The sequence below is a fragment of the Litorivivens sp. genome (assembly GCF_057445395.1).
This window is the reverse complement of the sequence record NZ_JBVBUV010000022.1, coordinates 24,835-43,577: the sequence shown is the minus strand read 5'-3', so window position 1 is coordinate 43,577 and position 18,743 is coordinate 24,835. Positions and strand designations below refer to the sequence as shown.

At 53.5% G+C, this 18,743-nt stretch carries 18 protein-coding genes; all 18 read right to left on the bottom strand.

Going from position 1 to position 18,743, the window contains the following annotated elements:
* Window positions 1-18: 18 nt before the first annotated feature.
* Window positions 19-1,032 (bottom strand): flagellar motor switch protein FliG, encoded by a 1,014-nt coding sequence (gene fliG, locus AC222A_RS08725; RefSeq protein ID WP_372748073.1) that lies wholly within the window; start codon window positions 1,030-1,032, stop codon window positions 19-21.
* Window positions 1,022-2,632 carry a flagellar basal-body MS-ring/collar protein FliF gene (fliF, locus tag AC222A_RS08720; RefSeq protein WP_372758247.1) on the bottom strand — a complete coding sequence of 537 codons (1,611 nt, stop codon included), beginning with the start codon at window positions 2,630-2,632 and terminating at the stop codon, window positions 1,022-1,024. The genes fliG and fliF overlap by 11 nt, the downstream gene beginning before the upstream one ends.
* A 33-nt stretch (window positions 2,633-2,665) precedes the next feature.
* Complete coding sequence (gene fliE, locus AC222A_RS08715) at window positions 2,666-3,016, bottom strand: flagellar hook-basal body complex protein FliE (protein ID WP_372758248.1); 351 nt, start codon at window positions 3,014-3,016, stop codon at window positions 2,666-2,668.
* Window positions 3,017-3,018: 2 nt separating this feature from the next.
* The gene (locus AC222A_RS08710; RefSeq protein WP_372809770.1) at window positions 3,019-4,341 is read right to left on the bottom strand and encodes a sigma 54-interacting transcriptional regulator; all 1,323 of its coding nucleotides are present in this window, start codon (window positions 4,339-4,341) and stop codon (window positions 3,019-3,021) included.
* Window positions 4,342-4,795: 454 nt separating this feature from the next.
* Window positions 4,796-5,917, bottom strand: coding sequence for a sigma-54 interaction domain-containing protein (locus AC222A_RS08705; protein ID WP_486774857.1), 1,122 nt, complete (start codon window positions 5,915-5,917; stop codon window positions 4,796-4,798).
* Between the two features lie 149 nt (window positions 5,918-6,066).
* Window positions 6,067-6,435, bottom strand: a complete 369-nt coding sequence (fliT, locus tag AC222A_RS08700) for a flagellar protein FliT (RefSeq protein WP_372747613.1) — start codon at window positions 6,433-6,435, stop codon at window positions 6,067-6,069.
* Window positions 6,436-6,444: 9 nt separating this feature from the next.
* Window positions 6,445-6,867, bottom strand: a complete 423-nt coding sequence (gene fliS, locus AC222A_RS08695) for a flagellar export chaperone FliS (protein ID WP_372747612.1) — start codon at window positions 6,865-6,867, stop codon at window positions 6,445-6,447.
* A gap of 70 nt (window positions 6,868-6,937) precedes the next feature.
* On the bottom strand, window positions 6,938-8,341 hold the full coding sequence (gene fliD / locus AC222A_RS08690) for a flagellar filament capping protein FliD (RefSeq protein ID WP_486774856.1): 1,404 nt from the start codon (window positions 8,339-8,341) through the stop codon (window positions 6,938-6,940).
* Window positions 8,342-8,461: 120 nt separating this feature from the next.
* A complete protein-coding gene (locus AC222A_RS08685) occupies window positions 8,462-8,842 on the bottom strand; it encodes a flagellar protein FlaG (protein ID WP_372747610.1) in 381 nt (126 codons plus the stop codon).
* 131 nt (window positions 8,843-8,973) lie between these two features.
* On the bottom strand, window positions 8,974-10,446 hold the full coding sequence (locus AC222A_RS08680; protein ID WP_372747609.1) for a flagellin N-terminal helical domain-containing protein: 1,473 nt from the start codon (window positions 10,444-10,446) through the stop codon (window positions 8,974-8,976).
* Between the two features lie 190 nt (window positions 10,447-10,636).
* On the bottom strand, window positions 10,637-11,830 hold the full coding sequence (gene flgL, locus AC222A_RS08675) for a flagellar hook-associated protein FlgL (protein WP_372747608.1): 1,194 nt from the start codon (window positions 11,828-11,830) through the stop codon (window positions 10,637-10,639).
* A 15-nt stretch (window positions 11,831-11,845) separates the two neighbouring features.
* Window positions 11,846-13,735: a flagellar hook-associated protein FlgK gene (gene flgK / locus AC222A_RS08670; RefSeq protein WP_372747607.1), complete on the bottom strand. Its 1,890-nt coding sequence runs from the start codon at window positions 13,733-13,735 to the stop codon at window positions 11,846-11,848.
* A 46-nt stretch (window positions 13,736-13,781) separates the two neighbouring features.
* Window positions 13,782-14,141 carry a rod-binding protein gene (locus tag AC222A_RS08665; RefSeq protein WP_372747606.1) on the bottom strand — a complete coding sequence of 120 codons (360 nt, stop codon included), beginning with the start codon at window positions 14,139-14,141 and terminating at the stop codon, window positions 13,782-13,784.
* On the bottom strand, window positions 14,141-15,238 hold the full coding sequence (locus AC222A_RS08660; protein ID WP_372747605.1) for a flagellar basal body P-ring protein FlgI: 1,098 nt from the start codon (window positions 15,236-15,238) through the stop codon (window positions 14,141-14,143). Before AC222A_RS08660 ends, AC222A_RS08665 begins: the two co-directional genes overlap by 1 nt.
* Before the next feature lie 9 nt (window positions 15,239-15,247).
* The gene (gene flgH, locus AC222A_RS08655) at window positions 15,248-15,919 is read right to left on the bottom strand and encodes a flagellar basal body L-ring protein FlgH (RefSeq protein WP_372747604.1); all 672 of its coding nucleotides are present in this window, start codon (window positions 15,917-15,919) and stop codon (window positions 15,248-15,250) included.
* A gap of 8 nt (window positions 15,920-15,927) precedes the next feature.
* On the bottom strand, window positions 15,928-16,713 hold the full coding sequence (gene flgG / locus AC222A_RS08650) for a flagellar basal-body rod protein FlgG (RefSeq protein WP_372747603.1): 786 nt from the start codon (window positions 16,711-16,713) through the stop codon (window positions 15,928-15,930).
* Between the two features lie 24 nt (window positions 16,714-16,737).
* Entirely contained in the window at window positions 16,738-17,478 is a 741-nt protein-coding gene (locus AC222A_RS08645) for a flagellar basal body rod protein FlgF (RefSeq protein ID WP_372747602.1), read from the bottom strand.
* A gap of 20 nt (window positions 17,479-17,498) precedes the next feature.
* Window positions 17,499-18,719, bottom strand: a complete 1,221-nt coding sequence (gene flgE / locus AC222A_RS08640) for a flagellar hook protein FlgE (RefSeq protein ID WP_372747601.1) — start codon at window positions 18,717-18,719, stop codon at window positions 17,499-17,501.
* Window positions 18,720-18,743 lie beyond the last annotated feature (24 nt).

Genomic DNA, 18,743 nt, shown 5'->3' with positions numbered 1-18,743 from the left:
CAGTAATCCTGGGTAGCGTCAGTCGACGTAGTCATCGCTACTGCTACCTAAGTTGATCTTGCCCTCTTCGCCCAGCCGTCGAGCAACCTCCAGAATGGCTTTTTGCGCCTCTTCCACATCGCTGAGCTTGGTTGGGCCGCGCGATTCCATATCTTCTACCAGAAGCTCTTTGGCGCGTTTCGACATATTGCTGAAGATTTTATTACGGACAATCTCATCAGCGCCTTTGAGCGCGATGGCAAGTTGATCGCTGGTTACCTCCCGCAACAGCAACTGCATACCCTTGTTGTCCAAGTCTGCCAGATTGCCGAACACAAACATCAGATCCTCAAGTCGCTGGCGCATGGTCTCATCAGTTTTCGACAGGGTTTCCAGAATACGGGCTTCCGCATCGCTATCGAGACCATTGAGAATGGCTGCTGCGGTCGTTGCACCGTCTACCCGCTTGGACTTAAAGTTGGCTGAAACGTCCAGCTTTGCTTTCAGGGTGGTTTGGAGTTGTTTCATTGCCGCTTCAGGCACTTTATCCATAGTGGCAATCCGAAACATGATGTCTTCCTGCATTCCTTCCGGCAGGCGGGCGACGATTTTCGCAGCCATCGACTGATCCAGATGCGCCAGTGTAATCGCAACGATTTGCGGGTGCTCATCTTTCAGAATCTGAAGAATGGCGTCTGGCTCCATCCAGCGCAGAGAATCCAGCTCTCGCGGTGAATCGTCGCCGAGCAGGCGGTCTGCAAGCGTGCCCCCCGTCTGTTCTCCCATCGTATTAACTAACAAGTTACGCACATAGCCCGGTACACCAATGCCGAGCGGGGTATGGCTGTTAACTTCTTCACGAAAGCGCTGACAGACGGTGTAAGCATCGCCGGAATCGACCTTTTTAATTGCAGCCATAGCCACACCGATTTTTTCGACACTTTCAAAATCGATGTGCTGCAGCACTTTTGCGGCCCGCTCCTCACCCATCATCAGGAGAAGCACGGCTGCCTGTTCACTGCCATTACTGAGTGAGTTGGTACTATTTTCCATCGCGAGCTATCCAATTTTTAACGACTTGAGCCACAAGTTTAGGGTCCTGATCTGCTACGTCTCGTATTGAATCGAGACTATCTTCCATCCGTTTTACCGCGTTTGGACCTCCCAGCGCAGCAACGGCAGGATTGATATCACCGCGCGAGTAAATTGCGCCATCCGGGCCCTCTGCACCCGCCGCCGCAGTAGCCGTGGCAGGCAACTGGGACTGCATCAGTGTTTTGATGCTTGGGCGGATAACACTGAATACAATCAGGATCACAGCGATACCGGTAAGTGCCTGTTTAACCACCGTGATAAACCAGTCCTGTTCCCAGATAGGGGTAGATTCCAGCTCCGTGGATTCCACTCGTGTTGGTTGGAAATTAGCAGCTATCACGGTTACCCGGTCGCCGCGATCGGCGTTGTAGCCAACGGCATCGCGAACTAGCGATGCAAGCTTTTCCAGTTGAGCTTCCGAATACTCGGGTTTTTGCGCACCCTCCGGAGCGTCTTCTGGCAGGGAATCATCTAGCACCACTGCCACCGACAGCCGCTGGATATCACCAGCGGGTCGTGCGGTGTAGTTCAATACACGCTCTATCTCATAGTTTCTCGTGATTGAGCTGCTCTCGGCCGCGGTATTGTCTGGGTTGCCGGCGTCGCCTGGGGGCTGGTTAGCCAGCGCACCGGGAACACCACCTGCGCCTCCGGCTCCGGTTTTGCGATCCGTGGTTACCTGTTCACTGCGCAGTACCTGTGCATCCGGGTTCCAGCTCTCACGGCTTTCCTCGACGCGAGAAAAATCCAGTTGTACTGCGGTTTGTACTTTGACTTTACCGATGCCGGCAATGGGTGTGAGCAAACTGGTAATGCGCTGTTCGTATTCCTTTTCGACTTTTTTTCGATACTCGAACTGCCGGGTGTTAATCTCAACACCGTCGCCCTCGTCCAGTGACGACAACAAGGTGCCGGTTTGATCAACTACAGTGACTGTTTCGGCAGTTAAGCCAGGTACACTTCCGCTGACCATATTCACTATGGCGCGTACCTGCTGGCGATTCAGAACGCCACCAGCATAGATATCAAGCATGACCGATGCGCTGGCTTGACGTTGATCGCGAACAAAGACCGATTGTTTGGGAATAGCGAGATGAATCCGAGCCTTGCGAACCTGATGCAGACTTTCAATAGTGCGTGCCAGCTCGGTCTCCAAAGCGTGCTCATACTTTTTGGATTGCATGAAATCACTGACACCAAAACCCTTTTCCTCGCGCAGCATTTCAAGCCCTGAGCCGTCGTTGATAACACCGTTACCAGCTAATTTGATTCGTGCATCGTGCAATCGATCCGAAGGCACCATGATAGCGCCGGTCTGCTCCTGCAGCCGATACGGTATTCCCACGCTTGACAGGGCATCCAGCACCGAAGCCGATCGCTCTGGCGGCATGGCGCCATAAAGCGTCTTGTATTCTGGGCCCTGAGACCACAGCACGGCCGCCGCACCGACGGCAACGCTGGCGGCTATTCCCACCATCATCAACAATTGGCGGAGCCAGGGTTTGTTTTCAATGCTTTCGCGTATTGTACCTGCCGAAAGTGTTGCCGCGTCTGCCATTCAATATGCTCCCGTATGGCGCTTGCCGGTTTCTTAAACCGACATGCGCATCACTTCCTGATACGCATCAATCATTTTGTTTCGTACTTCAACCATGGCGGTAAATGACACATTCGCCTTTTGCGAGGCCACCATGACTTCAGCCAGACTGATATTCTTGTCACCGCGTTCAAATGATTCCGCCAGTGACGCGGCAGATTTCTGTGTTTCGCTGACGGCTTTTACAGAATCGGTTAACATCTCTGAAAAGCTCGTGTTGCTAACGCTGGAGCCCGCTTGATTCTCGCCAATCTTTTCAGCAACGCCCGGCATGCGACCGGTTGCTTCCTGACGTATGGATCGAATTTGACTGAGAATCTGGTCTACGCGCATTGAATCAGACATGGTTACACTCCCATTTCAGCTTCGCGCAAACGCGCCATTTTGTAACGCAGTGTTCTGGGGCTAATCCCCAGTATTGCGGCGGCCTCTTTTTTGCTGCCGCCCTGCACAATAGCGTGCTGAATCTGACGCTTTTCTTCCAATCGGAGGTGCTCTGAAAGCTTCTGTTCCTGATCACTTTCGGCGAGTGTGGATAAGACAACATCAGGCATTTCAAAATAGATGTCGTGATCATGGATTATGCGATCGGACTGGAGAATCAGCGCCCGTTGCACGACGTTGTCGAGTTCCCGCACATTACCCGGCCAGGTATGAGACAGAAGCTTTTGCTGTGCTTTGGCAGACAATGTGTCGCTGTCAGCACGTGAATGCTGGCTCAAAAAATGTTGAGCCAGTGGCAGGATATCCCGAGGACGGTCAGCCAAGGGCGGAATATGCAAGGGAAATACATTCAGCCGGTAGAACAGGTCTTCCCGGAATTCACCGCGTTTAACCGCATCGCGTAGATCCCTGTTGGTTGTGGCCAGCACCCGCACATCCAGGCGAATGGTGCGACGACCACCCAAGCGTTCTAGCTCTTTCTCCTGCAACACACGCAGTAGCTTTGCCTGTAGCGCTAAATCCATTTCGCTGATTTCGTCGAGCAGCAAGGTGCCACCCTGAGCTTGTTCAAATTTGCCAATATGGTTGTTCACCGCACCGGTGTATGCGCCCTTTTCATAGCCAAACAGCATCGCTTCGAGCATGTTTTCAGGAATAGCCGCGCAATTTACAGCGATAAACGGATGGTCTGCGCGCGGAGAATGACAGTGTATGTAGCGAGAAATAACTTCTTTGCCTACACCGCTGGGGCCACATACCAGCACCGTAGCATCGGTATGACTGACTCTCTGGGCCAGATTGCGCACCTGCTGTGTTAGTGGATCGTGCGCAACCAGCTGATCCGCTATGGGCAATTTCGGCAAATACTCAGTGATAAGCTTTTGTAACAGTGCGCTATCGACTGGCTTTGCCAGAAAATCTGCAGCACCGTTCTTGACGGCCTCTACGACGGTGTCTACAGATTGTTCTTCAGAAATAACAATCACCGGAACCGGCAGTGCCTGTTGCCGCAGAGCTGTCATAAAGTCAGCGTTATCCTGAAAGCCACGCTCGCAGATAATAAGACGGACAGCGTGATGTTCAACCGCGGTAACAGCATCGCGTGCAGTGGCGGCAGAAGCCGCACTGTAACCAGCATGAAGAACTACCCGCTCAAGGTTATCGCGCAGCGCCGGATCTTTATCCAGAATAAGCACATCTGCGTGTGACTGGTTTGGTCGATTCATTGTCGATCAGACTCATAGTGTTTTGCTTGACCAGTACGTAGCAATTCCTATGCCATGAAATATATTTGTTTTATTTCAACAAGATAGCCCAGCTAAAAATACCCCGCCAAAATTTTGGCAGACAAATGATCGAGGTGACGCTGTTCACGCAAGTGTGGTCAGATCGGCAAATGTACAAAGGTTAAAACGTAAGAATGTAATTACGAATACCAGACCGACCGCCAATCAAAGCTCACTTCAAATACGGTACATCGGCGTTCACGGCAAAAAAAATTAATTACCACGAGCTTCGACCGGTGTGCTCGTGATCTAGCCGGTCCAGTGGCGTGCAACCGAGTTCCGTATGGTGGTTTCAAGGAAGGCGTAGTGGCAGCAGGAAGCCGCGTTAAATGAGGGGACAGGAGGAAACGTTACGTTGTATAGGAGGGATTGAAACAACAGGCCGTTAGGCCGCTCAGGCCATATGCAGTTTCTTCATCTTTTCAGCTAAGGTGGTGCGCTGCAGACCGAGAATTTTAGCCGCCTGAGTGACCGTACCATTGGCACGCCGAAGCGCTTCCACAATGTACTGTTTTTCGATCTCTTGCATATGCGCTTTCAGGTCAAAGCCTTCAGTAAGACCAGCAGCGCAGATCAATTGCTCGGATTCCCCAGCGTCAAAGTCAGCTGATGAATGGGGCGATCCCTGCGCTTCAGATTCTTCACAATCCTCGCTGTTTCCGCGCAGCAGAAAACTGATTTCATCATCGCTATCGATCGGTTGACTGCCCTGCCCTAGAGCGTCCTGGGCCATTGGTTGCGGTAGATCTTTCGCGCTGACCAATTTGCCGCCGTGGGTGATAGCGAGGCGTTCGAGGATGTTTTCTAACTCGCGTACATTACCGGGCCAGTTGTAACCCTGCAAAGCTTCCAACGCTGTGCGGGTAAAGCGTGGAATAGCCATACCCCGTTGCTTGAAGCGTTCACTTAAATGGGCCACCAGTTCCGGTAGGTCCGCCAGGTGATCGCGCAGGGGGGGAACGGTAATGGGGAAGACATTAAGCCGGTAATACAGATCGTGTCGAAAACTCCCCTCATCGATCATTTTAGGCAAATCACGGTGGGTGGCGGCTACGATCCGTACATTGCATTGAATGGTCTGATTACTGCCAACGCGCTCAAAGCAGCGTTCTTGCAGTACACGCAGGAGTTTCACCTGCATGTTAAAACTCATGTCGCCTATCTCGTCGAGAAACAGCGTGCCACCTTCGGCCATTTCAAAACGGCCTTTGCGGGCCGAAATAGCGCCCGTGAAAGCGCCCTTTTCATGACCAAAGAGTTCGCTTTCGAGCAAATCCGCAGGTATTGCGCCGCAATTAACTGGAATAAAGGGTTTGTCATGTCGAGGGGAGGCATTGTGAACGGCTCGAGCTACCACCTCTTTGCCACTACCAGATTCGCCTTGAATCAGTACCAGCGTATCGAACTCAGCAACTTGCGAGACCTGCTCACGCACTAGTTGCTGAATTTTAGAGTTGCCAATGGGACCACAATTCGACGAATCAACAGGTCTGATTCGGAGGGTGGAATTCACCATCTGATGTTCTCACTCGTCTGATTAAGCTGGGTTACCGCTTCCATGCCTGCTGGTTTGTTACTCTTTTGCCACCGGGCAGTTCACTACTTGAGGATCTGACGAGAAGGATATGTGGGGATAGGCGAAAGTGGTATACGCACAAACCCGGATTACCGGGTACCTGCGTCCTGAGAAAGGTAAGCTTTGGCGGCTTTTCCCTGCCGCAGTTTGAGAGCTGCTTCTTGAGCGAGATTGGCTTTGCCATCGCAGGCCAGCTCTGTCACTTGGGCGTCGATGGCAAGGATTTCACGTATTGCTGCGGCGATCAGCTCCGCCACTTCTTGCGGCATATTGTCCTTGTCAGAATAAAAGTTTTCGAGTTCACGACTGCGAATACGTTGATTGTGAAGCGCTAGCTCCCAATCGCCTGCTTCGGCAGCAGTTTTAATCGCCTGGCTCATTTCTAGCAAACGGTCCACACTCACCTGGCAGGCAGCCAATGCACGACGCTGAATGGATATTACCGGCGTTTGATTCATTGCTGCCCCCTACTCCACACCCGCTAACGGGCCCTGCGGTGCGGCCTCGCTGCCTATCGCATTCCAGGCTTCCTGAATTTCACGCAACAGGTAACTGACTTCGTCTAACACCTTTTCATCCGATTTCAGGTTAGCTAGCAGCAATCGACGCTCCATATAGCTGTAGAGTTCATCGAGATTGTCGATCAAGTCGTTCTTGACCGTGTGATCGAGGCTCATTCTTAGCCCTTCGACAATTGAAATAGCGCGGCCAATGGCCTGGGTCTTGCCGGGTATTTCGTTGCGCTGAATACTGCCCTTTGCCACGGCAATTTTCTCCAGTGCGCCATCAAGCAATAGACTAATCAAACGGTGAGGACTGGCCCCTTCTACCCGGCTGCGCACACTTACCGTATTGTAGGCCTGCATGGCGTTACCGGCGGAATATGTCATCGTGTTGTCCTCTTGCTATTGCGTCTATCTGGCCTACATCAGATATCGGCAACAAACCCAAATTCTTTAACTATTTCTTCTCTCTGGTGAAGCCCGGCAAGTTCGCGAGCTGGCTGGTCAGAAAACTACTGGTCTGATTCAGTTCACCCAACAGAGCGTCGAGCGCCGTAAACTGCTGCAAGTAACGCGCCTCAATCACCGCCAATCGCTTATCTAGCGTTATTCGCTGATCGCTCATACGGTCAATTTGTTTCTGCAAGCCGTCGGTTCGCGTATCTAAAATGCCTTCGAACCGGGTATAGACATCTGCGACTGCGTCCAGTCTCGCGGCGATGCCATTGTCACCGGAGAACAGCGCCGCGAAATCATCAAAATTGGAAGCGATCAGGCCATTGAGTTTATCGCTATCCGTCTCCAATCGCCCAGTTTCGAAGTTGGTTGTTATTCCTATCTCCGCCAATGTATCGAGATCTGCATCAGCACCACTGACGGTTTCGTTCAGCATCTGGCGCAACTGATTTGACAGGCGGGAGGTTGTGGAATCTCCTTGCAAGAGGCCCGCTTTGCCGGTTTCCGGGTCATAGGCGGTCAGATTATTCAGGTTAGTGCGCAACGTATTGTAGGCGTTGACGAATTGCGTTACCGCATTGCGTACAGCGTCTGTATCCAGGTTAACGTCAAGACTTTCCGAGACGCCGGGGTTGGTATCGAGCAATGTGATCGTTACACCGTCGACCACGCTGCTGAACACGTTGTTCGGACTCACAGCGGTAAATCCATCAATGGTAAGCTCAGCGTCGGCCGCGGCCTGTTGCTCCAGAAGTTTGTTGTCAGCAGGCAAACCTTCCGGATCAAAGTTTAGTTGTGTGAGGTCGCCCGTATCACTGCCGTCAACACTTGCCGTAATTGTTATGGCATTGGCTGCACCAGTCTCCGCCGCAGTGAACACCAGACGACTACCATTTTGTTCGCGAATGATTGAGGCGGTGACTCCATTGTCTGAAGCTGAATTAACGGCATCTCTAACACTGGTAAGACTGTCGCTGCCGGTGGCAATGTCTACCGAAAAACTCTTTCCGTTCACCGAAATTGATAGTGTGCCGGTGCCAATCGCAGCGTCATCATTGATAAACGCAACGGAAGCCAGCTTGTGGCGTGACGCAAGCTTTTCCGCCTGAATGCTGTAGCTGCCAACTGCGGCATCACTGTCTGCACTTACTTTGAACAGGGCTTCATCGGATACGCTGGCTTCGCGCCCCTGGTAGAGCCCCGCTTCCTGGAGTTTAGTCAGTGCACCCTGAAAAGAGCTCAAACTGCTTTTTAAACCCCCGAATGCCGACAAGCGTGATTGGGCCCGGATTTCATTGGTGTTGAGGCGGGTTTCCTGGGGCGTTCGCTCAGCCTGTACCAGTTGCGAGACCAGGCCACTGATATCCAGACCTGATCCAATACCGCTTGAAGTAATTTGTGCCACAGTAGTCGCTCCCGCCTAGCCAGGCATTCCGGGTTTTTTTGACATCAGGGCATGGCAGTCGCTGTTGTCGGCTAACATTAAAACTCAACTTTCACTGTATGAATGCAATCTACGGGCCAATCACGCGAAGTCTTCAACCAAACTCGCTGCCCCTTTGGTGAATGCCTCCGCGAAACGCAACACAACCTCCGGTGGCAGCTGGCGTATCACTTCGCCGCTCTCGCTGTGAATAACCCGTACGATAGTGTGTCCGCTGCTGTCATCTACCGTAAATTCCAGCTCTCGCGCGCGTTCCCGAAGGATGTCATTCATCGCATCGATGGTTTCGTCAGATAGCGAAATCTCGATCGGTTTCTGCTTGTCATCCTCCATGGTAGCAACAGATTGTGTTGGCTCTGACGGTAAAACAATCGCGCGGTCAGCTTCTGCGGGCGGCAAACTTTTGCCGCTCGCGATTGGTAATGCCGGGGATGCGGGTGCCTTGTTTGTCAAAATGTCCATGCGCCTAACCTCGTCTGCAACGTGGCGACTTTTTTTTTGCAAGCCAAAAAGGGGCATGACCGTTGGCCATCCCCCTTTTCGACATTGAGAAACCCCCGCTATCGAACGGGGATTTCTGTCGCATCAGCGACTTACTGGAGCAAGGCCAGCACACTTTGCGGTGCCGAGTTGGCCTGCGCCAGAATGGACACGCCAGCCTGTTGCAAGATCTGAGCCCGGGTCAGCTTGGCGGTTTCTGCCGCAAAGTCTGCATCCTGGATTCGGCTGCGAGACGCAGACAGGTTCTCAGAAATGGTCTGCAGGTTAGCGATGGTCGATTCGAAGCGACTTTGTACCGCACCGAAATCACTGCGCAGGCTGCTGATGGACTCAAGTGCAGCATCTATACGGCTGATAGTGGTGTTCGCATTATCAACTGTGGTAACGCTAGCCGAGGCCAGCGAGGTGGTGCTGTCGATACCGATATCAGCCAGATTGGTAACGCCGCCAGTATCAGTCACATCGATCGCCTGCGAGGCCGTCAGGGTTAGCGAACCGCGGTTGGTCTGCGAAGTGCCGGCCTGATCAGCGACAACAGTTGTGCCGCCAAAGCCACCTGTTGGAGCGGTACCGCCGGCGTCAGTCAAGGTCGCCGCAGTCACGATATTTCGACCATCGGCAGCCGACAGCGTTAATGTTGTGCCTGACAGACTGGCGGTTACGCCAGTGTCATCTGAGCGCTGGTTAATTGCCGCAGCCAGCGTGCTGGCCGTTAAGGTGTTGCCGTTTAGGTCGTAGGCTGCCGCAGTACCACCATAGATATCGACGCCGTTAATGCTGAATGCATATTCGTCACCGGCAGTATCACCTGCAGTAATCGTGGTAAACGTATCGCTGACAGAGGTGTTCGCAGTGGTTGTCAGGCCGGGAATAGATGCCTCATTGATCGCGCGGGCTTTGGAGTATGCGCTGGTGTCATCGTAACCCGTACCCAGACTGGTCGTATAGTCGGTAGTTGATGCCACGGTTACTGCAGAGTTGGTGCCTACCGCAATTTCCAGCTGACCGTCAAAGGCAGTTGCTGAAACGTCGGTCGTCGCGGTTGCAATTTGACCAATTTGGCTTGCGCGGGCTCCACTGGACAGGTTCACACTGATGGTTTCGCCGACGTTGGCGCCGACCTGGAATTTGGCTGTACCGAAAGATCCGTCGAGTATTTTCTGACCGTTAAAGCTCGTTTGGCCTGCGATCCGGTCAATCTCCGCCAGCCGCTGCTGCACTTCTGCATCGAGCGCGGCTCGGTCAGAGGTTGAATTGGTGGCGTTAGCTGATTGCACAGACAGTTCACGGATGCGCTGTAGGTTATTGGTGATTTCGTCCAATGCAGCCTCACCAGTCTGCGCCAGCGAAATACCGTCATTGGCATTGCGCACCGCCTGGTTCAAGCCGTTAATCTGCGTAGTAAAGCGGGTAGCGATGGCCAAGCCTGCGGCATCATCCTTGGCGCTGTTAATGCGTAAACCCGTGGATAGGCGTTGCAGGGCCGTGTTCAGATCAGATTGGGACCGATCAACGTTGCGCTGAGCATTCAGTGAGGCAACGTTTGTGTTGATAACCAGAGACATGGTTGTACTCCTTCAATGAGTAAGAGCTTTGCTCGTTTCGGGACATCAGCCATGCAGGCCTTGTCGCGCTGTCACGTAAGTTATCGGCGCGTGGATGAGGCAGTTGAGTAAGTAGATGTACGTAGCTGGGGAATTTTTTGCTACAGGTCGTCGAAGAGACTGCTCAGCAGCCCAGAATTGCTGCTGATAGTTACAGGTAATTGAAGAGCGAGAGTTGCTGAACTTTGGCGAATGCCTGCTGCGACGCCTGCAGGGCTACCAGCGTCTGATTGAAACGGGTCGCAGCCTCGACGACGTCTACATCGCGAATGCCTGAGAGTGACTCCTGCAGTTGCAGTTTCACGTTCTGATTAATGTCTTCTTCCTGATCAATGACATTCAGCCGCGTTCCGATACTGGTCTGTATCTCAACAAGGTGGTCCAGGGCTTGCGCGATATTGCTCATTTCCTGATTTAGTGCGTTGTTCGTACTCGCACGGGCTGCGCCACTGTTTGCCGGCGTTTCCAAGGCTTGCGCTAGACGGTCAACAATGGAAAAAATATCGTCACGAGCGCTGGGCGCGATGGCAAATTCGTCTCCCGCCGCTGCCGGACCACTAACCGCGATAGTAACGCCCGCGAAGCTTATATCGGTCTGTTCATCGTAGCTGCCGGTGGCGATTACGGTTGCCGTATCGTCGAGAACCTCCCAGCTATCTGCGGCACTGAAACGCAGTGTGTAATTGCGCTGGTCCCAGACGCCATAGTCGGTTACGGAGCCGCTATCTATCACGACACTGCCCGTATTTGTGGCTGCTCCACTAGTAGTAAAGTGACCGTTTCCGGTTCGAATGCCCGTAAAAACCCGTGACCCAGGGTCAGCATCCGCCACACTGCGCGACGGTCCGAGCTGCAATTCACGGCGACCGTCGTCCCCATGGTATTGCAAGGTGCCGTTACTAAAACTGAAGGGTTGGGATTGTTCCTGATAGCCCGAAAATAGATAGGCGCCATCGCTGGCGCGGGTGTTCGCCAGTTGAAGAATATTGTCGAACTGTTCTCGTACTTCCCGCGCGATCGCCGCACGGGTTTCGTTGGATTGTGAGGCGTTGTTAGCCTGAATAGTCAGTTCGTTAACCCGCTGCATCGCGTTAATGACGCTGGACACCGTGCTTTCCTGGTTGCTCAGCCGGGTTCGCGCATAGTTACCGTTTTCGACGTACTGCTCTGCCTTGGCAATAGCAGTATCAATACCCACAGCCCTAACCGCACCTACTGGGTCGTCGGAGGCATTGAGCAGACGCTGCCCAGAGCTAATTTCTTGCTGAGTGCGGTTGAGTTTAGCCTGATTGTTCGCTATTCCGGTTAGACCCAGCTGGAAAATCTGGCTTGAAGAAATGCGCATGGGTTTATCCCCTACCTACCTGAACGCGTTAATCAGCGTCTGAAAAATGGTGTTGGATGTGCTCACCGCCTGCGCTGCGGCCTGATAGGCCTGTTGATAGCGCAGCATATTGGCAGCCTCTTCTTCCAGATTGACGCCTGAAACGGATTCACGTCGCGCTACGTTCTGGTTCAGCAGCGATAACTGAGAATTCGCTCTGATCGACGACGAACGTGTTGCCACAGCGACGTCACCAAGAACCGTAGCTGCCGATTCCATCACAGACGTGTTGCCATTATTGAACATGCCCGCGTCCTGTATTCCCAGCATGGCGCGCAGATTACGGTTATCGCCAACCCCTCCGCTATTGGCGCTAAGGTTGAAGCTGTCTCCCGCCGCAGGCTCACCCTGCAGGATCAGATCAGTGCCATTAATAGAAATCGTGCTACCACTGGTATAGGCGAAACTACCGGCACCGTTTATCTGATAAGTATTCGCATTCAAAAACTGGATAGATGCGCTCGCAAGCAGTGCTGGATCCGTTGAATCACTAACCTGCACGTTTGCTATCTGAACTGAACCGCTATTGGTGATGCTGGCGCTGACCCGGGTTGCTGAGGCCGCAGCAATATCGGCTGCGCTGTTTATCGCTCGTTCCAGTGAACCTGATACCGATGCGGTTGGCTGTATCAAGAATCGATCACCAGCTGCGGCGCTGCCGCTCACGACAATCGAGACACCATTTGCCTGGAAGGGATCAGCGGCCGACCCCGAACCAGTCATGGTTTGCAGAGACCCGGTAGTGCCATTAATCAAGCGGTAGTTGCTGCCGTCGTATTCCAACCTGTAGTTGTCGAGACCCAGCGCCGCCGTATCGGCGATGCTTGCATTGACCAGCGCCCCGCCACTATTGTTGGCAGAGGCCACGACTTCGGGCCCGCCCACTCGGAAAAAATCACCACCGAGCGATCCGTTGAGTGTCATGCCGCCAGCATGTTGCTGGTTTATCGTAGTTGCCAGTCCATAGGTCATGCGTCCGAGCTTTGACAGGGTCGGATCCATCACCTGCTCACGAAAATCCAGCGCGCCACCGAGACTGCCACCACTGATACGCTCGCTGAGATTCAATTGCCCGGCGGTGGTTTCCACGCTGACATCCAGACGGTTTGGATAATACTCGTTGCGCGTAACACCCAGCTCAAAATTACTTTTGTTGAGCACCAGCGCGTCACCGCTGCCAGTGAATACGTTGGTGGTATCGCCGTCCTGGCTCACTACCTTAATATCGAGGTAACTGCTCAATTCAAACAGTGCCTTATCGCGTTCGTCGAGCATATCGTTGGGCGCTTGCCCGCCCGCACTGATGCGCGCAGCCGCAATATCTTTATTGAGCTGGGCAATCTGTGCGGTAAGGCCATTGATCTCTTCGACCGAAGAACGCATTCGTGTGTTCAGCTCCTGCTCGATACGGCCAAATTGTGCCGTAACAGAGTCGAGACGACTGACCAGGGTATCGGTTTCAGCCAGCACAGCCTGGCGCGCCGACAAACTGCCGGGATCGTCCGCCAGTTGCTGCAGGCTGTTAAAAAAGGATGTTAATGCCGCAGATACACCGTTGGTGGTATCTGATAGCAGGTTATCAATCTGCGAAGACATATCGGTGTAGGCCTGCGCGTGATTATAGGCACTGGCACTGCTACGCATCTGATCCAGCACGAATTGATCGAACTGGCGCGCAATTCCAGAAACACCCACACCGCTACCAATCGCGCCAAAACCTGAGTATTGCGGCGTGTTGGTCGACAGCGACACCGTTTGTCGACTGTAGCCTTCGGTATTCACGTTGGCGATATTGTGGCTGGTGGTGGCCAACGCGCGCTGATAAGTGACAATAGCGGAAAGGGCCGAATTCAACATATCAGCCATGGTGGTAACCTCGAAAATCGCGCGCGTTAATCATTGCGATACCCCGTTATCGACTGTTTAGAGAAGAACTTGAGGCTTGCCGGTGCAGCGTATGTTCTAGCGCTGATGCCTCGGGTGTATAGCCCAACTGCCGCTCTATAACCGGAGCCAACCCCATGCCGTCTCCCTCAACCATGGATTGCGACAGTTCTTTGTCGAGCATGTCTTGGTAAAACCGTAGGTTCTGATCGGTAAACAATCCGCCCTCTGGCAAGGTGTCACGCATTTCTTTAAGCATCATCTGCACAAACAACGATTCAAATTGTTTAGCCACAGATTGGGTGGCCTGGCCATCAGCCTGTTTAGCCTGCGCTCGCATCTGAGCAAAGCCGGAGAAATCGTGATAACTGGTGCCGGAAAGATTCATCAGATCACCACCAGCTCTGCGCGCAGCGCCCCAGCCTGACTGAGGGCCTCCAGTATCGCTACCAGGTCTCCCGGTGCGGCACCAACGTTGTTAATTGCTTTGACGATATCTTCGAGAGTAACGCCGGTTTCTAACAGGAACATTCGCGATTCCGCCTGATCCACTTCGATACCGGAATCCGGGATGACCACGGTTTCGCCGCTGGAAAAGGGGCCTGGCTGACTAATGGTTGCACCTTCCGAAATGGAAACTGTCAACGAACCGTGACTGACGGCTGCCGGCATAACCCGAACATTACCGCCGATCACCACCGTACCTGAACGCGAGTTAACCACGACGCGCGCTGCTGCTTCACCGGGAGTGACTTCCAGGTTTTCCAGCATAGAAATAAACGTAACGTACTGCGAGCGCTCTTTCGGCCCGGCCACTCTTACCGATGTGGCATCAACAGCCTGTGCGGCCATGGGGCCGTAGGCCTCGTTTATCTGCTTGGCCAGGCGATGCGCGGTCGTAAAATCCGGTGTTTTCAGGTTTAGCCAGATCGAGCCATCTGCCGTCATGGAGCTCGGAGATTCACGTTCTACCGTGGCGCCGTTCGGGATACGGCCGGCGCTGGGAATGTTTACCGAGACCCGCGAACCGTCACTGCCCTGTACCCCCAGCCCACCTACCAAAAGACTCCCTTGTGCCACGGCGTAGACCTGCCCGTCGGCGCCCATCAACGGTGCCATCAGCAATGAGCCACCGCGCAAGCTCGAGGAGTTCCCAATCGAGGACACCGTCACATCGATGGCCTGCCCCGGCTTGGCAAAAGGTGGCAGTGAGGCGTGCAGAGAGACGGCCGCTACATTTTTAAGCTGCGGGTTGACGTTGTCCGGAACGCGCACGCCAAAATTGGATAGCATGTTTTTGATGCTCTGAATGGTGAACGGAGCCTGGCTGGTCTGATCGCCAGTACCGTTCAGGCCGACCACTAGACCGTAACCGACCAGTTGATTTGTGCGCACCCCGGCCACGTTGACCAGATCCTTGACCCGTTCGGCTTGTGCTACACCAGAACCAAGTACTAAAACAATCAGAGCAATTAACGGTTTCATAATTTCACCTCAGAACGGTGATAAAACAGATTGAAAGAAGCGTCCCAGCCATCCCATACGATTGGCATCAGCTATCGCGCCCTTGCCGCTGTAGGTAATACGGGCATCAGCGAGCTTGAAGGACGGTACAGAATTGTCGGCACCAATGTCTTCGGGCCTGACAACGCCGGTGACGCGAATAAACTCTTCACCCTGATTGATCGTTACCCACTTTTCCCCGCGTACCAAAAGATTGCCGTTAGGCAGCACTTCGCCGACCGTGACCGTGATACTGCCAGTCAGGCTATTGCTCTGACTGGAAGATCCCTGACCGGAAAATTCCTGATCGGCATCGATTGATGTTTCCAGGATGGGAATGCCGTCTTTGGTAACCCCACGCCCGAACAGCGTTACGCCGGGCACGGAATTGGATTGCTCTTTCGCGGTAGACGTACTGGATTGTTTCGATGCATCTGTCTGCTCCAGCAAGGTTACGGTAATAGAATCACCGACCTGACGGGCCCGCCGATCAAGAAACAGATTCAGACCGCGGCTAGCCATATAAATTGAGCCTGCTGATTCGGCCCGCTGCTCACGCACGGTTGACATGATTTCCGCATTGTCCGCCACGGGTTCCTTATCTGGTGCAGAACTGCAGGCCGCCAGGGTGGCCAGTATGGTAATCAGCAGCAGACGTTTCATCAGCGTTCTCACAGGTTGTTGTTCAGGTACTGCAGCATCTGATCGCTGGTTGAGATAGCTTTTGAATTCATCTCGTAAGCGCGCTGGGTTTCAATCATATTGACCAGCTCTTCCACTACATTGACGTTTGAGGTTTCAAGCGCACCCTGCATTACTGTTCCGAGACCACTTAGCCCAGGGGTCCCTGTTGTTGCCGTGCCGCTTGAGGCAGACTCCAAGTACAAATTGGCACCGATGGGTTCCAACCCTTCCGGGTTCACAAAATCAACCAACTGTATGCTGCCCACCTGTATCGGAGCGGACTGCCCAGCGACCTGAGCGCTGACCACCCCATCGCTGCCGATACTGATCGCCCGCGCCCCCTGGGGAACGGTAATGCCTGGCTCCAAGACATGACCGGCAGCCATGACTATCTGCCCCTGATCATCGAGCTGAAATTCACCATTGCGGGTATAGGCTGCTGTTCCATCGGGCATGGTAATTTGGAAAAAGCCGCGACCATCAATTGCCATATCCAGCGAGTTTTCGGTTTGTGCCACCGTACCCTGGCTGAATACTTTTTCGGTGGACACAACTCTCACACCAGTTCCCAGGTGTAATCCGGTCGCAGAACGGGTTTGCTGTGAGGTCTGGCTACCTACTTGTTTTACGTTCTGATAGAGCAGGTCTTCAAAGGTTGCCCTGCCCTTTTTAAACCCGACCGTATTGGCGTTCGCCAGGTTGTGGCTCACTACCTGCATCCGGGTTTGTTGTGCATCAAGGCCGGTTTTCGCGACCCAAAGAGACGGATTCATGGCTGTTCTCCTTCCACTAACCTGTTAACTAAGACGCATTAGACGACTACCGGCATCGGCCATTTCGCCGGCGGTACTCATCACTTTCACATCCATTTCGTAACGCCGCGCGAGCTGAATCATCCGCACCATGGCGTCGACCGCATTTACGTTGGAACTCTCCAGCGAACCCGACACCAGTTTCAAACTTGCATCGGGTGTGCCGCCAGCGCCGTTGCGCTGTCGAATCAAGCCATCTTCGCCTTTCACTATCTGGTTGTTATCCAGCGTAACCATGCGTATCCGATCGATGACCACTTGTGTTTCCGGGCCTTGCCCCAGCGGTACAATTGACACGCTGCCATCACCTCCGATACTCAGGCTTCGATGCTCGGGTACTGCGATAGGGCCACCTTCGCCCAACAGGCTCTCACCACTACCCAGTACCAATTGACCGTTGGCTGTGAGGTTCAGATCGCCGCGACGGCTATACGCTTCGCGGCCACTTTCATCCTGCACCACAAACCAACCGTCGCCGCCCATGGCGATATCCAGTGAGCGACCTGTGTGCTGAATAGCCCCCGGCGTTAGATCTATACCGTCATCGCCACTGAGCGCATTGGTACGTGTGGCGTGGCCGGGCCCTTCTATCTGCTGTGAAAATAGTGAATTGAAATCTGCACGAAAACCGGTTGTGGACACGTTCGCCAGATTATTGGCGTTAGTGGCCTGGGCGAGCGCCGTGTGTCTGGCGCCAGTCATGCCGAGATACAACATTTTGTCCATAACCGGTTACTCCTTCAGGCTTAGCGGATGTTGAGAATGGCCTGGGTGATCTGATCGGAGGTCGAGATCACCTGAGCGTTGGCTTGGTAGTTTCGTTGCGCGGTGACCATTTCAACCAGCTCCGCAGACAGATCTACATTCGAGCTTTCCAGTGCGGACGATTGAATCAAACCAAAGTTTGAGGTGCCGGGTTCGCCCAATCGAGGATCACCGGCGGTAAAAGTTTCCGCCCAGGTGTTTGCGCCGAGCTGCTGTAATCCTTGTGGATTGTTGAAGCCCGTTAACGCAATCTTGCCCAGTTGTTCAGACGCCTGATTACTGTAGCGAGCGGAAACCACGCCGTTAGAATCGATAGCCAAGCCGCTTAGAATGCCCGATTCAAAGCCGTCCTGTGCCAGGTTATTCACGACAAAATCATTGCCGTACTGGGTCGAATCACTGAAATCAATACTCAGATTTATGGGCCCCGCACCGTTGGTCGGTGTGTACGGAGGAAGGGTTACCAGTCCGTTGGCGGGCGCCTGTAGTAAGCCGGCTCCGTCAAACTGGAGTGTATTGGCACCGCCGACGGCGTTGCCGTCAATGAACAGATACTGAGACCAGGAGTTCGGCGCGGCATCTTTAACAAAATACATCGAGGCAGAATGGGAGGCGCCCTGCGAGTCATAGACCGTCATTGACGAGTTGTGGCTGAAAGTATCCAGGTTGCTCGGATCAAAGGGCGCAACTGCTGGTGCAATAGCGCCGGAGGGCAAGTTCAGCCCGACGGTGGCGGTACTGCTAGGCTTGGGTGGGAACGCCGTGTTCTTCAGTTGCAGGTCCTGCAGGGTACCTGTGGCAAAGTTACCGCCGGTGGTCGCCGGAAAGATTTGCAGGCGATTCAGATCGGTATTCACCACAAAGCCCTCTTTGTCGAGACTGAACTCACCGGCTCGCGAGTAGACCAATCCCTGGTCAACGCTGGACAGAGTGAAAAAGCCATCGCCATTGATGGCCAAATCCAGGTTGTTGTTGGTCAGGGTTACGTTGCCTTGCGAAAACTGCTGATTGATCTTTGCCAGTTTCACACCGGCCCCGGTTTGGGTGTTGCTGGCGTCAGTCAATGAACTGGCAAAGACATCAGAAAATACGGCCTTCGACCGCTTAAACCCGGTGGTACCCACATTGGCAATATTGTTTGCGGTAACATCCAGATGCCTGGATGCAGCATTCAAGCCGGTCAATGCAATATCAAAACTCATGGTTTGCTCTCCTTCTGGCCCAGG

Coding starts and splice junctions, on each gene's coding strand:
- flgG (WP_372747603.1), bottom strand. CDS start 16,713: ATGAATCCGTCTCTTTGGGTCGCGAAAACCGGCCTTGATGCACAACAA.
- AC222A_RS08665 (WP_372747606.1), bottom strand. CDS start 14,141: ATGAATCTTTCCGGCACCAGTTATCACGATTTCTCCGGCTTTGCTCAG.
- AC222A_RS08645 (WP_372747602.1), bottom strand. CDS start 17,478: ATGGACAAAATGTTGTATCTCGGCATGACTGGCGCCAGACACACGGCG.
- AC222A_RS08660 (WP_372747605.1), bottom strand. CDS start 15,238: ATGAAACCGTTAATTGCTCTGATTGTTTTAGTACTTGGTTCTGGTGTA.
- AC222A_RS08705 (WP_486774857.1), bottom strand. CDS start 5,917: ATGGTGAATTCCACCCTCCGAATCAGACCTGTTGATTCGTCGAATTGT.
- fliS (WP_372747612.1), bottom strand. CDS start 6,867: ATGACATATTCCGCCGGTAACGCCATGCAGGCCTACAATACGGTAAGT.
- fliE (WP_372758248.1), bottom strand. CDS start 3,016: ATGTCTGATTCAATGCGCGTAGACCAGATTCTCAGTCAAATTCGATCC.
- flgH (WP_372747604.1), bottom strand. CDS start 15,919: ATGAAACGTCTGCTGCTGATTACCATACTGGCCACCCTGGCGGCCTGC.
- flgK (WP_372747607.1), bottom strand. CDS start 13,735: ATGGCTGATATGTTGAATTCGGCCCTTTCCGCTATTGTCACTTATCAG.
- flgE (WP_372747601.1), bottom strand. CDS start 18,719: ATGAGTTTTGATATTGCATTGACCGGCTTGAATGCTGCATCCAGGCAT.
- AC222A_RS08685 (WP_372747610.1), bottom strand. CDS start 8,842: ATGGACATTTTGACAAACAAGGCACCCGCATCCCCGGCATTACCAATC.
- fliT (WP_372747613.1), bottom strand. CDS start 6,435: ATGAATCAAACGCCGGTAATATCCATTCAGCGTCGTGCATTGGCTGCC.
- flgL (WP_372747608.1), bottom strand. CDS start 11,830: ATGCGCATTTCTTCAAGCCAGATTTTCCAGCTGGGTCTAACCGGAATA.
- fliG (WP_372748073.1), bottom strand. CDS start 1,032: ATGGAAAATAGTACCAACTCACTCAGTAATGGCAGTGAACAGGCAGCC.
- AC222A_RS08680 (WP_372747609.1), bottom strand. CDS start 10,446: ATGTCTCTGGTTATCAACACAAACGTTGCCTCACTGAATGCTCAGCGC.
- AC222A_RS08710 (WP_372809770.1), bottom strand. CDS start 4,341: ATGAATCGACCAAACCAGTCACACGCAGATGTGCTTATTCTGGATAAA.
- fliF (WP_372758247.1), bottom strand. CDS start 2,632: ATGGCAGACGCGGCAACACTTTCGGCAGGTACAATACGCGAAAGCATT.